Source organism: Stutzerimonas tianxiuensis (assembly GCF_053470365.1).
On the sequence record NZ_JBPVWS010000001.1, the window covers coordinates 282,979 to 296,640 of the forward strand.

8 protein-coding genes are annotated in these 13,662 nt (G+C 59.5%); 6 read left to right on the top strand and 2 right to left on the bottom strand.

The features are described from left to right. Positions 1-6 precede the first annotated feature (6 nt). The 3 genes from ACSSNI_RS01205 to ACSSNI_RS01215 are packed head-to-tail and all read left to right on the top strand — an operon-like array spanning position 7 to position 8,700. Complete coding sequence (locus ACSSNI_RS01205) at positions 7-7,185, top strand: hybrid sensor histidine kinase/response regulator (RefSeq protein ID WP_448258961.1); 7,179 nt, start codon at positions 7-9, stop codon at positions 7,183-7,185. Beyond that, positions 7,178-8,233, top strand: coding sequence for a chemotaxis protein CheB (locus tag ACSSNI_RS01210; protein WP_159966911.1), 1,056 nt, complete (start codon positions 7,178-7,180; stop codon positions 8,231-8,233). Before ACSSNI_RS01205 ends, ACSSNI_RS01210 begins: the two co-directional genes overlap by 8 nt. Further along, positions 8,230-8,700, top strand: a complete 471-nt coding sequence (locus tag ACSSNI_RS01215; RefSeq protein ID WP_102836680.1) for a chemotaxis protein CheW — start codon at positions 8,230-8,232, stop codon at positions 8,698-8,700. Before ACSSNI_RS01210 ends, ACSSNI_RS01215 begins: the two co-directional genes overlap by 4 nt. 37 nt (positions 8,701-8,737) lie before the next feature. On the opposite strand, the gene ACSSNI_RS01220 is transcribed toward ACSSNI_RS01215, so the two are convergent. Next, positions 8,738-9,466, bottom strand: coding sequence for a 16S rRNA (uracil(1498)-N(3))-methyltransferase (locus ACSSNI_RS01220; protein ID WP_200639967.1), 729 nt, complete (start codon positions 9,464-9,466; stop codon positions 8,738-8,740). Positions 9,467-9,529: 63 nt separating this feature from the next. After that, positions 9,530-10,936: an adenosylmethionine--8-amino-7-oxononanoate transaminase gene (locus ACSSNI_RS01225; protein WP_200639966.1), complete on the bottom strand. Its 1,407-nt coding sequence runs from the start codon at positions 10,934-10,936 to the stop codon at positions 9,530-9,532. A gap of 168 nt (positions 10,937-11,104) precedes the next feature. Here ACSSNI_RS01225 and ACSSNI_RS01230 point away from each other — a divergent pair, with 168 nt between their 5' ends. The 3 genes from ACSSNI_RS01230 (at position 11,105) to ACSSNI_RS01240 (ending at position 13,662) form a co-directional block, all read left to right on the top strand. Then, positions 11,105-11,659 carry a cytochrome b gene (locus ACSSNI_RS01230; RefSeq protein ID WP_200639965.1) on the top strand — a complete coding sequence of 185 codons (555 nt, stop codon included), beginning with the start codon at positions 11,105-11,107 and terminating at the stop codon, positions 11,657-11,659. Positions 11,660-11,681: 22 nt separating this feature from the next. Next, complete coding sequence (locus ACSSNI_RS01235; RefSeq protein WP_200639964.1) at positions 11,682-12,257, top strand: YceI family protein; 576 nt, start codon at positions 11,682-11,684, stop codon at positions 12,255-12,257. A 244-nt stretch (positions 12,258-12,501) separates the two neighbouring features. Further along, positions 12,502-13,662, top strand: a complete 1,161-nt coding sequence (locus tag ACSSNI_RS01240; protein ID WP_200639963.1) for an efflux RND transporter periplasmic adaptor subunit — start codon at positions 12,502-12,504, stop codon at positions 13,660-13,662.

Below are 13,662 nucleotides of genomic sequence, written 5' to 3' on the forward strand. Positions count from 1 at the left end.
GTCGCTATGGGTGATCGGCACGATTATGTCGCCCTGGAGTGGGTGAAAGGCGAGATTGCCGAAACGCTGAAGCAGGCACGGCAGGCCTTGGAAGCGTTCGTCGAAAACCCGCAAGACTCGACGCGGATGCGCTTCTGTCTGACCTATGTACATCAGGTGCATGGCACCTTGCAGATGGTTGAGTTCTATGGCGCTGCACTGCTTGCCGAAGAAATGGAGCAGTTAGCTCGTGCGCTATTGGATGAAAGCGTCGCCAGCCAGACCGAAGCGCTTGAAGTGCTCATGCAGGCGATTCTTCAGATGCCGGTTTATCTGGATCGTATCCAGAGTGCTCGGCGCGATCTACCCATGGTGGTCCTGCCGCTGCTCAACGATCTTCGAGCGGCACGTGGCGAGAAGCTGTTGTCAGAAACCAGCCTGTTTTCGCCAGACATGTCCGTGCGAGCGCCGGCGCTTTCGGGCGAATTTTTGGCGCAGCGACAGACCGAGGATTTGCCAACGCTGCTTCGAAAACTACGGCAGATGTTGCAGGTCGCGTTGGTCGGGGTCATTCGTAACCAGGATCTATCCACCAATTTAAGCTACATGGCACGTGTCTTTGCGCGCCTGGAAATGCTCTGTAAGGATGCGCCCCTGGGCGCGCTATGGCAGATCGCATCCGGTGTGGTGGAGGGGCTCGCCAGCGGCGCTGTCGCTAACGGCACCACGGTTCGAAACCTGTTACGTCAGGTAGACAGAGAGCTCAAGCGTCTGGTCGCGGAGGGCGCTGAGGGCATCAATCAGGCAGCTCCTGACGAGCTGACCAAAAATCTTCTGTTCTATATAGCCAAGGCGCCGGCCCAGAGTCCGCGAATCCAGGCGTTGAAGGCTGAGTACAGCCTGGATGATGCGCTACCCGATAGCACGCTGGTCGACGAAGAGCGGGCCCAGCTTGCTGGACCGGACCGCGGCGCCATGCGCTCGGTGGTGGCTGCATTGTGCGAGGAGCTGGTTCGGGTAAAGGACAGCTTGGATCTGTTCGTACGCAGCGATCGTACGGGCCTCACGGATCTCGGAGCGCTACAGTCGCCGCTCAAGCAGATAGCCGATACGCTCGCTGTGCTCGGTTTCGGTCAACCACGGCGGATCATTCTGGACCAGATCAGCCTGGTCGAAGGTTTGGCGAATGGGCGCCAGCAGCCTGACGACGCAGCTCTGATGGATGTCGCAGGCGCGCTGCTGTACGTCGAAGCGACGCTCGCCGGCATGGTGGGCGGCACTTCAGCTGAGCATATTGGCGAGGACAGTCACCTCCCAACCACCGATGTCGGGCAGATCCATCGCCTGGTTATCCGCGAGGCGCGTACGGGGCTGGAGCAGGCGAAAGACGCCATCATCGAGTTCATTGCCTCCCAATGGAATCATCAACACCTGGCGCGTGTTCCGGAGTTGCTGACCCAATCCCGCGGCGGACTTGCAATGGTTCCCCTTGCCCGCGCCGCGGCCTTGCTGGATGCCTGTAACCAGTACATCCAAGAACAGCTGCTAGCTAAACAGGCAATCCCTGATTGGCAAAGCCTGGATACGCTTGCTGATGCAATCACCAGCGTCGAATACTACCTGGAGCGCCTCAGTGAAGACTGCGGCTCACAGGGTGACCTGATTCTCGATGTGGCTGAAGAGAGTTTGCAGGCGTTGGGCTATCCGCTCAGCGTGCAGGCTCCAAGTCAGTTTGAACAAACGGACTCGGAGACGAGTTTCGAGCTGTCAGATCCGCTCGATGAAATCGAAGTGCTCTCTCTCGAACCGGCATCAGAGTCTATAAGTACCCCTGAGACTCAGGACGCGAGCTCGCTTTGGTCAGACCCTGCGCAGATCGGGTTCGACTCGCAGACCAATGTCGATCTGATCCACGACGAAGAGTTGAACGTCGCCGATGTCGTTGAGGTTGAAGCGTTCGACTGGTCGGGAGAGGATGCCGAGCTGACCGAGGCAGAGCCCTCGCAGGCGATTAGCACTGAGACTGTCGAGACGTTGAGCGATTCCCAAGGTCAGCCTGCCGATGACGAGATCGGCTACGAAGTCGATTGGTGCGAAGCGGAGATGACGGCACTCGATATGCCCGAAGTCTTGTTGCCCGACCCGGTGATTCAGTCGGCTAACGACGAGCCGGTCATGACCGTGGCGGACGTATTGGCAACACCTGTTGCTTCCGTCAATCCCCCTGCACGGGATGTTCCGCCAAGCCTTCTGCCGCCTCCTGAGGGTGAAGAGGCAGTTGATGATGACTTGCTGGAGGTGTTCATCGAGGAGGCTGCCGAGGTTCTCGAAACCATCAGTGATTACCTGCCGCGCTGGTGTGAAGATCCCATGGACAAGGAGGCGCTCGGCGAGGTGCGGCGTGCCTTCCATACCCTCAAGGGCAGCGGGCGAATGGTCCGTGCTTTGGTCATTGGAGAACTTGCCTGGTCTGTCGAAAACCTGCTCAACCGGGTTCTGGATCGCAGCATTGAAGCTGGCGAGCCAGTCAAAAAGCTGGTGAGAGATGTGGTGGCGTTGATGCCGGCGCTAGTCGAAGAGTTTGCAGCCAAGGCCCAACGCCAACGCGACGACGTCGACCTGCTGGCCGCAAACGCTCACGCCTTGGCCCGAGGTCAGGTGCCAGAGCCTGACCCGCAAGGCGGCGTCGCACAAGACCATCCGGCCCAAGAAGAAGCAGATGAAGATGTGCTAGATCCGCAGTTGCTGGAGATATTCCGTAATGAGGCTGAAGCGCATCTGGCCACACTCGTCGACTTTCTCGCCGATTGCGCGCAACGCTTGCCGCAACCAGTAACCGACCCTTTACAGCGTGCGCTGCACACCCTCAAGGGTAGCGCCCATATGGCGGGCATTCTGCCCATGGCTGAAGTTGCCACACCATTGGAAAGAATGGTCAAGGAGTTCAAGGCCAACCTGATACAGATGGATCTGGCCGAGGCCGAGCTTCTACACACCGCTGAGCAGTTGCTCAGGCGTGGACTGGAAAATCTCGAGCGTGAGCCGCTGGCGGCCATCGAGGGAGCGGAGGCGTTCATTGCTCGCGTGCATGAGTTGCATCAGGCCCGACTGGCGGATGCCGGTGAGCGAGGCGACAGAGAGCACGGTGAGCCACGCGACCCTGGCATGATTGCGCTGTTTCTGTCGGAAGGCATGAACATCCTGCTTGACGCCGAAGCGCTACTGCAGAGTTGGCGCGAGCATCCAGCCGAGCGGCAAGAATTGACCGCGCTGTTGGAAGAACTGACGACGCTGGGTCTTGGCGCCCAGATGGCCGAGTTGCCACAGATCGACACGCTGTGTCAGGTGTTGCTTGATCTCTATGCCGTTGTGCAGGAAGGGCGTCTAGCGGTCAGCGCCCGGTTCTTCGATGACGTCGAACAGGCACATGAAGCCTTGGTCGGCATGATGGATCAGGTCGCGGCAGGTCTGCAGGTGACCGGGCAGCCCGAGCTAGTGGCCAGACTTGAGAGTTTGCTCGCCGAGGCGATTGATCCGCTTACGTTGGAACAGCCGGTCAACGAAGTTTCCGGAGAGGCCTCTGCCACGTTTGCTTCGGCAGATAGTGCCCCCGAGCCTCTGGCCGAAGCCGAAGCCGAAGCCGAAGCCGAAGCCGAAGCCGAAGCCTGGCCTGTCGAGCCTGGCTTGGGCGAGGACGAGCTGGATGGAGAAATGGTCGAGATCTTTCTCGACGAAGCCGTCGATTTGCTGGATAGCGCCGGCGGCGCCCTGGAGCGCTGGCTCGGAGATCCGTCTAATCAGTTGGCGCTATCGGCATTGTTACGCGATCTGCACACGCTCAAGGGCGGCGCACGCATGGCTGAAATTCGGCCGATCGGCGATTTGGCACATGAGCTTGAAACGCTCTATGAAGGCCTTTCCGATGGTCGCTACGTGCATACCGATGACCTCGCCACACTGTTATTACGCAGTCACGATCAGCTAGCGGTGCAACTTGAGCAGCTTCAGGCACACCAGCCGATGGATGCCGCTACAGGGCTCATCGAGCATATTCGCGCGTATCGGCAAGGTGTCTCGCCGAACTTTGGTCCGGTTGCTTCGACCGACGATGAAGTACTAATGGCCGAAGAGGGCGCGCAGAACACGGATGCTGCTTTTGAAGAGGCTGAGCCGCTGGAAGCTGTAGAGCGACTTGATGATTCCGTGTTCGCGCTTGAAATGGACAGCGATGACCTTGAGCTGGAAAGTCCTTCAGCTAACGACCTCCCGTTTGCAGCGTCAGGCCAGCCTGAGGAACAGTTTGTCGCAGCGTTGCCCGAAGAGTCGGAGGCGGTCGCGCGGCCGGAGTCGATGTCGGCGGACGAGCATGCCAAGGCCGGAGAAGGCAGCTGGGAAAGTCGTGATCCGGAGCTGGTGGAAATATTCTTGGAGGAAGGCTTTGACATCATCGAACGCGCCGGAGCATCGCTTCAGCGTTGGATGGAAGATGTAGGCAACAGTTTTGAAATCGAGGCGTTGCAGCGAGACCTGCATACCTTGAAAGGCGGTGCGCGGATGGCGGATATCCGCGAGATCGGCGATCTTGCTCATGAGCTGGAGTACTTGTACGAAGGACTGTGTGCCGGTAATTACCGCGCAAGTGAGACCTTGTTCACTCTGCTTCAGACCTGCCATGACCGGCTCGCCGAGATGCTTGACGCCGTACGCGCTTTCCGAGATCTGCCTAACGGGAAAGACCTGATTGGGACCATCCAGCGGTTTCGCGCGAACCCTGAAGAGCAATTGAGCATGCCGAGCAGCGTTGCTTTGAAGGCAGCGGAGGATGCTGCTCAAGACGCCGCCGAAGCCGAGATTCTGGATATTTTCGTCGAGGAAGCCGACGAACTGCTGGAGGAAATGGAAAGCGCTCTTGGACGCTGGGAAGCCACGCAAGATAGTACGGCCCCTCTGGGCGACATGATGCGCGTGCTGCATACGCTGAAGGGTGGCGCGCGGCTGGCGGCCCAAGGTCGCCTGGGCGACATGGCGCACGATCTGGAGCAACGTCTCAGTGAGGCGCAACTCCAGGGTGATCCGTGGACTGACAGCTTGTTTATGGACGTGCAGGGCGGCTACGACGCGTTGCTCAAAGAGGTTGAGTCGATGCGCGCGCGGCTTATACCTGAGCCCGACGTGCCTACAGACCATCAGGTTGAGGAAAGTCTTCACGGCGACCACCCCGACTCATCGGTAATCGTGCTCGAAACGCCTATCGTAGCTGCCAGTGCCCAGGCTTCGGTCAACAGTGCGCCGGCCAAGGTTCTGCCGTTCATCCGACGCGCCGAACAGGCCGCACTGGATGCTGCATCACGTCGCGCGCCGCAGGAACTGGTCAAGGTACCTGCTGAACTCCTGGAAGGTTTGGTTAATCTGGCGGGGGAGACATCGATCTTCCGCGGCCGGGTTGAGCAGCAGGTCAGCGATGTCAGCTTCACCCTGGGTGAGATGGAAGCCACCATCGAGCGGGTGCGCGATCAGTTGCGGCGGCTGGATACCGAAACTCAGGCGCAAATTCTCAGCCGCTATCAGGCTGAGGCGGAGCGTGCGGGGTATGACGATTTCGATCCGCTGGAAATGGACCGGCACTCCCAGCTGCAGCAGCTGTCACGCGCGTTGTTCGAATCGGCATCTGACCTGCTGGATCTGAAAGAAACCCTGGCCGCACGTAATCGTGACGCGGAAACCCTGTTGCTGCAGCAGGCGCGCGTCAATACGGAGCTCCAAGAAGGCCTCATGCGCACCCGCATGGTTCCCTTCGATCGTCTGGTGCCGCGTTTGCGCCGGATCGTTCGCCAGGTAGCGGGCGAGTTAGGTAAACAGGTCGAGTTTCTGGTCGGTAATGCGACCGGAGAAATGGACCGTAGCGTGCTGGAGCGCATCGTTGCACCGTTGGAGCATATGCTGCGCAATGCCGTTGATCATGGGATCGAAGTAGGCACTAAGCGTGTCGCGGCGGGTAAGCCCGAGCAAGGCAATATCCGTCTCGATCTGAGCCGTGAAGGCGGTGACATTGTGCTGGCGTTGAGCGATGACGGTGCCGGTATCAACCTCGAAGCCGTCCGCCGGAAAGCGATTGAGCGCGGCTTGATGCAACCGGGTAGCGAACTATCCGACCATGAGGTGCTGCAATTCATTCTGGAGGCGGGGTTCTCCACTGCCGAGCAAGTGACGCAGATATCCGGACGCGGCGTCGGTATGGATGTGGTGCACTCGGAAGTCAAGCAGCTCGGCGGCTCCATGAGCATCGAGTCGACTCTCGGCAAGGGAACACGTTTCCTGATCCGCCTGCCCTTTACCGTGTCGGTCAACCGGGCGCTGATGGTGTACTCAGGCGAGGATCTTTATGCGATCCCGCTCAACACGATCGAAGGTATCGTACGTGTGTCGCCGTACGAACTCGAAGCCTATTACCAGCCTGGAGCATCGCGCTTTGAATACGCTGGCCAAACCTATGAGTTGCGTTATCTAGGCGAGCTGCTGAATAACGGACAGCGCCCCAAGCTGGTCGGACAGAGCCTGCCTTTACCGGTCATCCTGGTGCGCTCGAACGAGCACAGTGTCGCGGTGCAGGTCGATAGCCTCGCCGGTTCCCGTGAAATTGTGGTGAAGGGTCTGGGGCCGCAATTTGCCACTGTCCCAGGGATCTCCGGTGCGACCATCCTCGGCGATGGCCGGGTCGTGGTGATCCTCGATCTACTCGCGACCATTCGTGTCCTGCATGCTCACTTACTTACCCAGCAGCAGCCATTGCGTCTGTTGGGCGAAGACGAGCCGGTCGATGTCGAAGTCGATCGGCCTACGTTGGTGATGGTCGTGGATGACTCGGTGACCGTGCGTAAGGTCACCAGTCGTCTGCTCGAGCGTAACGGTATGAATGTGCTGACAGCTAAAGACGGCGTCGATGCGATCACGCAGCTGCAGGAACGCAAGCCGGACATCATTCTGCTGGACATCGAGATGCCGAGAATGGATGGCTTCGAAGTGGCAACGCTGGTGCGCCACGATGAGCATTTGAAAGATCTGCCCATCATCATGATTACCTCGCGTACCGGCGAGAAACACAGAGACAGAGCCATGGCCATTGGCGTTAACGAGTACCTAGGGAAGCCCTATCAGGAGTCGCTGCTACTCGAGACGATCCAGCAGTTGGTCACGCGTCATGAATGAAATCAGCCCCGCCCGCATTGGCGTTATCGCAGACACCTCTCTGCAGCGTCATGTGCTGCAGCAAGCGTTGAGCGCGAACGGTTACAACGTCGTGCTTAACTGTGATCCGGCACGAATCGAGGAAGCAGACCTGACGGCGGCGCAAGCCGACCTGTGGCTTGTAGATCTGGCGCAGACGGAAGACTCCCCTCTGGTCAACGCCTTGCTCGAGCGGGACAGCTGTCCGGTACTGTTCGGCGAGGGCCATGCGCCGGAGCGGCACTCCGAACATTATCCGCGCTGGGAAAGGCGCATGTTTGGCAAGCTGAAGCGCTTGGTCGGTGACCCTTCCCGGGTCGTCGGGCCGCGTCTTGAAGTGCTGCATGGAGATGCAGAGCGTGCTACCCGTCTGTCGTTGCCCGGCCCGCTACTGGCGGCGGCTGAGTCGATCTCCGGCGAGCCCGCTCGAGAGGTCTGGCTACTGGCGGCGTCGCTGGGCGGCCCCGAGGCGGTAAAAGCGTTTCTCGATGCGCTGCCGGTAGGGCTGCCGGTTGGTTTCGTCTACGCCCAGCATATCGAGGCAAGTTTCGAGTCTGCCCTGTCGCAAGCGGTTGGGCGACACAGTGAGTGGAGCGTCAATCAGAGCAGGGCTAACGACTTGATTCGCTGCGGCGAAGTCGTGGTGGCACCTATCAGCGAAGAAATGGGCTTTGACAAGGATGGCGCCATGTCGCTCTCCGGGCGCTGCTGGCCGGAGCCATACAGCCCGTCCGTCGACCAAATGATGCTCAATCTGGCTCAACAGTTCGGTAACCGTTGTGGTGTCATCGCGTTCAGCGGCATGGGCAGTGATGGCAGTGCTGCTGCCGCTTATGTTCTGCGCCAGGGCGGCAGGGTCTGGACCCAGCGTGCCGATTCCTGCGTCTGCTCAAGCATGCCGGACAGCCTGCGCGAGGGCGGCTACAGCTCGCTCAGCGGTGATCCGCGGGAACTGGCCCAGGCTTTGGTCAATCACTTTGCGCAGCAGGCCAGCCGGCCCGTTGCGGCATTGCAACTGGATAACCCATGAGTCAATCCGCTATCACTCAAGACGCCTCTGCCAGCCTGACCGGGCTTCTGGTCCCTTTGGCCGACCGCACGCTGCTTTTGCCCAACGTTGCAGTAGCCGAGCTGATTCCATATCGCGCTCCGAACTCGGCGCAGGGCAGTCCGGCCTGGTTTCTCGGACAGGTGGCCTGGCGAGACCTGACATTACCTCTTCTGTCGTTCGAGGCTGCTTCTGGTGGCCAGCCTGAGACAGGTTCGAGGGCACGCGTGGCCGTGCTCAACGCCCTGGGTGGCCGCGATCATGTCAAATTCATCGCCTTGCTCGTTCAGGGCATCCCGCGTTCGGTCAAGGTTGACTCAAGCTTGGCGCGTTCGGATGTCGCCTTGGCGCCTCTGGAATTGGATGCGGTCAATCTCGGCGACGTCCAGGCGCGCATACCGGACCTTATCGCGCTGGAACAGAAACTGGCGGATGCAGGCCTGATCTGATCCCGCCCAGACCGGCCGACGACTGTTGATCGATCACTCAGGCATCAGGCTGGAAATCGCCCCAGAGCTGCTGCGCGAGACTAAGCGCAACCACCGGTGCTGTCTCCGTGCGTAGCACGCGCGGGCCCAGCCGGGCCGGTTGGAATCCGGTGCTGTGCGCCAGGTCGATCTCGGCGTCGTTCAAGCCGCCTTCAGGGCCGATCAGAAACGCTAACGTGGCCGGCCGGGTATGTGCTGATAAAGGTTCAGCCACAGGATGCAGGACCAACTTCAATTCCGCTTCCAGCGTCACCCAGTCCGGGAGCGACATCGGGGGATGGATGATTGGAATGACCGAGCGACCGCACTGCTCGCACGCGCTTATGGCGATCTGGCGCCAATGAGCCAGGCGCTTGTCGGCCCGCTCATCTTTCAAGCGGACTTCGCAGCGCTCGCTGACGATCGGTGTGATCTCCGCGACCCCTAGCTCGGTGGCTTTCTGAATCGCCCAGTCCATCCGTTCGCCTCGCGAAAGGCCTTGACCCAGATGAATGTGCAGCTTTGATTCAGGCAGCCCGGCCAACTGATCGCGCAACATTACCGCGACTTGTTTCTTGCCTACCTCGGCCAATTCGCCGCGATACTCCGTTCCACTACCATCGAAGAGCTGCACCGCTGCGCCAACATTGAGCCGCAACACTCGGCTGATGTAATGAGCAGAGGCCTCCGGTAGCTGTTGGAGGCCAAGCGAGAGTGGCATGTCGATGAAAAAGCGGGAAAGGCGCATGGCTGGGTACGGGTTAGAAAGGGAGACGCAGTTTAATGGTTTACCGGGTACACCTGTAGCCTGCTAGCCGGGATCGCGGAACTCATCCGGCGCGCCAGCTGAAACCGCAACGCTGATGTCTGCTCGCGTGGCAATGTCGATGCCTTCGGTCGCCACCTCGGCAAGAAAATCGATCTGTTCCTCGGTGATGGTGTACGGCGGCAGAAAGTACACAACGCTACCCAGCGGTCGTAGCAGCGCCCCCCGCTGCAGTGCGTGCTGATAGACCTTCAGGCCGCGACGTTCTTGCCATGGATAGGGCGTTTTGCTGGCTCGGTCCTGAACCATTTCGATGGCCAGAGCCATTCCGGTCTGACGCACCTCGGCGACCTTCGGGTGGTCGCGCAGGTGGGCCGTAGCGGTTTTCATGCGTACGGCCAGTCGCTTGTTGGCTTCGATGACATTGTCTTGCTCGAAGATATCCAGCGTGGCTAGGGCTGCTGCACAGGCCAGCGGGTTGCCGGTGTAGGTGTGCGAGTGAAGGAAGGCACGCAATGTGGAGTAGTCGTCGTAGAACGCCTGATACAGCTTGTCTGTGGTCAGCACCGCAGCCATAGGCAGGTAGCCCCCCGTCAGGGCTTTGGACAGGCAAAGGAAGTCCGGCGTTATGCCCGCTTGCTCGCAAGCGAACATGGTGCCGGTACGGCCAAAGCCGACAGCGATCTCATCATGGATGAGGTGCACGTCGTACCGGTCGCAGGCCTCGCGCAGCAGCTTGAGGTAGATCGGATGGTACATGCGCATACCGCCAGCGCCTTGAATCAGCGGTTCGACAATCACCGCTGCGATCTCACCATGATGCTCGGCCAGCGTCTGTTCCATATGGGCGAACATGGTGCGTGAATGTTCTTCCCAGCTGACGCCGTCCGGGCGCAGGTAGCAATCCGGGCTCGGGACCTTGAAGGTATCCAGAAGGAGCGGCTTATAGGTGTCGGTGAACAGTGCGACATCGCCCACTGACATGGCAGCAACCGTTTCGCCGTGGTAGCTGTTGGTCAGAGTGACGAATCGCTGCTTGTCCGAGCGTCCGATGTTGCGCCAGTAGTGGAAGCTCATCTTCAGCGCAACTTCGATGCCGGTCGATCCATTGTCGGTGTAGAACACTCGATCAAGGCCGGGAGGCGTGATGCTTACCAGTCGTTCCGATAGTTCGACGACTGGCTGATGACTGAAGCCGGCGAGCATGACGTGTTCGAGCTGATCGAGCTGGTCTTTGATGCGTTGATTGATGCGTGGGTTGGAATGCCCAAACACATTGACCCACCATGAGCTCACGGCGTCCAGATAACGCTTCCCGTCGAAGTCCTCAAGCCACACGCCCTCGCCACGGCGGATCGGAATCAGAGGAAGTTGCTCGTGATCTTTCATCTGGGTGCAGGGGTGCCAGAGTACGGATAGGTCACGCTGCATCCAGCTGTCGTTGAGGCTCATCATTGCTCCTTGGCATAGGCGTCGGCGCAGCCTAGCAGAAACAGCACGGCGGTCCGTTCAACGGAAACGGATCTATCTATCAGGCCGATATTTTGAAACGAAAAAATGCGATTCATTTCGATCTGTTAGCCGTTAGGCTAAGCGCGTTCATCATTTGGGACTTTAGCAATGCAATGGCGGAATTCTTCCAGTAACTACGGTCTGGTCAGTATCACGATGCACTGGCTGGTGGCGGTCGCTGTTGTAGTCTTGTTTGCGCTGGGTTATTGGATGGTCGGGCTGACCTATTACAGCAGCTGGTATCGGACCGCTCCGGACATACATAAGAGCATCGGTCTGCTGCTGCTGGGCCTGATGGTCTTGCGCGTCATCTGGCGCTTTCTCAATCGCGGTCCGGCGCCACTCGCAAACCACGGGCAAATGACGCGGCTGGCGACCAAGGCGGGTCATGGCGTTCTTTATCTTGGCCTGTTTGCAGTCATGATTTCTGGCTATCTCATCTCCACCGCGGATGGCCGCAGCATCAGCGTCTTTGGATGGTTCGAGGTGCCCGCGTTGATTACCTCGATTCCCGATCAGGAAGACATAGCCGGCCTGATCCACGAATACCTCGCCTGGGGGCTGGTGATTTTCTCCGGTCTGCATGCCCTGGCGGCTCTCAAGCACCATTTCATCGATCGCGATCCGACGCTCAAGCGCATGATCGGGCGCGCCGATGCCTGACGAACCTCAAAAGGAGTACTCCATGTTAAAGAAAAGCTTCGCTGCATTGGCCCTGGGCTCAATGCTGTTTGCAGGCCAAGCGCTTGCTGCTGACTACGCGATTGATATCAAAGGCCAGCATGCCTTCGTCAACTTCAAGATCAGCCACCTTGGTTACAGCTGGCTGTGGGGTTCGTTCAAAGAGTTCGACGGTAACTTCAGCTTCGATGCCGCGAAGCCCGACGCAAGCAGCGTGAACGTCACGTTGCAGACGGACAGTGTGTTTTCCAACCACGCCGAGCGCGACAAGCATCTGCGCAGCGAAGATTTCCTGAATGTCTCCGAGCATCCAACCGCGACCTTCGAGTCCACCTCGGTCAAGCCGACTGGTGACGGTACTGCTGACATCACTGGCAATCTGACCCTGAACGGTGTGACCAAGCCGGTCGTGATCGCCGCCAAGTTCCTTGGTGAAGGCAAAGACCCATGGGGCGGCTACCGCGCTGGCTTCGAAGGCACAACGACACTCACGCTGAAAGACTTCGACATCAAGATGGACCTGGGTCCGGCTTCGCAAACCGTTGACCTGATCATCTCCGTGGAAGGCGTACGCCAGTAACTAAACGTGGCTCACCGAACGCCGGCGCAAGCCGGCGTTCTGGTTTCTAGCCACCCGATACCGCTCTTTTCGAAACGCAGCGACCTACGCTAGTAGTTTGCTCAATCAGCGCAATAGAGCGCCTGAGACGCTATTGGCTGTTTACAGACACTGATGAATGTAAGTATATTCCCCCTCATTCTGCCATTCGAGTCTGCCCAGGCCTTTCTCCCCTTGGGCTAGCTGTTCAACGAGGTCACTTTCGATGCCAATCAAGCCAGCCAGTGCTGTTCTGATTCCACTCTTCGTCGCCGTAGCATTGCTGAGCGGCTGTCAGGAAGAACCAGCGGCGGCGCCAGCGAAGCAGCCGGCTCCACAGGTGGGCATCGTGACGCTCGGGGCCGAGCCGTTCGAATTGACTACGGAACTGCCAGGCCGAACCACAGCCTTCCGTGTCGCCGAAGTCCGTCCGCAGGTCAGCGGGATCATTCAGAAGCGCCTGTTTACCGAGGGCAGCGAAGTGAAGAAGGGGCAGCAGCTCTATCAGATTGATCCTGCCGTCTACGAGGCCACTTTGAAAAGTGCTCAGGCGAAGGAGGTCTCGGCCAAGTCGCTGTCGGATCGCTATGCGCTGCTGGTCGAGGAGCAGGCGGTGAGCCAGCAGGCCCATGACGAGGCCCGGGCTGCGTCGTTGCAGGCCCAGGCCGAGCTTGAGCGGGCGAAGATCGATCTGCGTTATACCAAGGTGCTGGCGCCCATCTCCGGCCGCATTGGCCGCTCTGCTGTGACCGAGGGCGCACTGGTCAGTAATGGCCAGGCGCAGGAACTGGCGACTATTCAGCAGCTCGATCCGATCTATGTCGATGTGACCCAGCCGGTGCAGGACCTGATCGCCCTGCGGCGTGACCTGGAAAGCGGTCGACTGCAGCAGGCAGGTGAGAGCGCGGCGAAGGCTCGGTTGATCCTGCCTGACGGATCTGAGTATCCGCATGACGGCACGCTGGAAGTAGCCGAGGTGGCCGTGGACGAAGGCACGGGCTCGGTCACCATCCGCGCCAAGTTCCCAAACCCTGAAAAAGACTTGCTGCCCGGAATGTTCGTCCACGCGCGACTGCTGGCGGGTGTGCGTGAGCAGGCCTTGCTGGTGCCGCAGCAAGGCGTTACCCGTAACGCTCGTGGCGAGCCGACGGCGATGGTGGTGGGCGCCGACAACAAGGTCGAGCTGCGCCAGATCAAGACCGAACGTGCAGTGGGTAATCGCTGGCTGGTCAGCGAAGGTTTGCAGCCCGGTGATCGCGTGATCACCGAAGGCCTGCAGTTCATTCGCCCGGGTGTCGAGGTCAATCCGCAGCCAGCCGGCAACGTCAAGCAGGCCGGGCAGAGCGATGCTCAGGCTGGCACTGCCGGCGCTGGCGAAGAGGAATAA

Coding starts and splice junctions, on each gene's coding strand:
- ACSSNI_RS01205 (WP_448258961.1), top strand. CDS start 7: ATGGGTGATCGGCACGATTATGTCGCCCTGGAGTGGGTGAAAGGCGAG.
- ACSSNI_RS01210 (WP_159966911.1), top strand. CDS start 7,178: ATGAATGAAATCAGCCCCGCCCGCATTGGCGTTATCGCAGACACCTCT.
- ACSSNI_RS01215 (WP_102836680.1), top strand. CDS start 8,230: ATGAGTCAATCCGCTATCACTCAAGACGCCTCTGCCAGCCTGACCGGG.
- ACSSNI_RS01220 (WP_200639967.1), bottom strand. CDS start 9,466: ATGCGCCTTTCCCGCTTTTTCATCGACATGCCACTCTCGCTTGGCCTC.
- ACSSNI_RS01225 (WP_200639966.1), bottom strand. CDS start 10,936: ATGAGCCTCAACGACAGCTGGATGCAGCGTGACCTATCCGTACTCTGG.
- ACSSNI_RS01230 (WP_200639965.1), top strand. CDS start 11,105: ATGCAATGGCGGAATTCTTCCAGTAACTACGGTCTGGTCAGTATCACG.
- ACSSNI_RS01235 (WP_200639964.1), top strand. CDS start 11,682: ATGTTAAAGAAAAGCTTCGCTGCATTGGCCCTGGGCTCAATGCTGTTT.
- ACSSNI_RS01240 (WP_200639963.1), top strand. CDS start 12,502: ATGCCAATCAAGCCAGCCAGTGCTGTTCTGATTCCACTCTTCGTCGCC.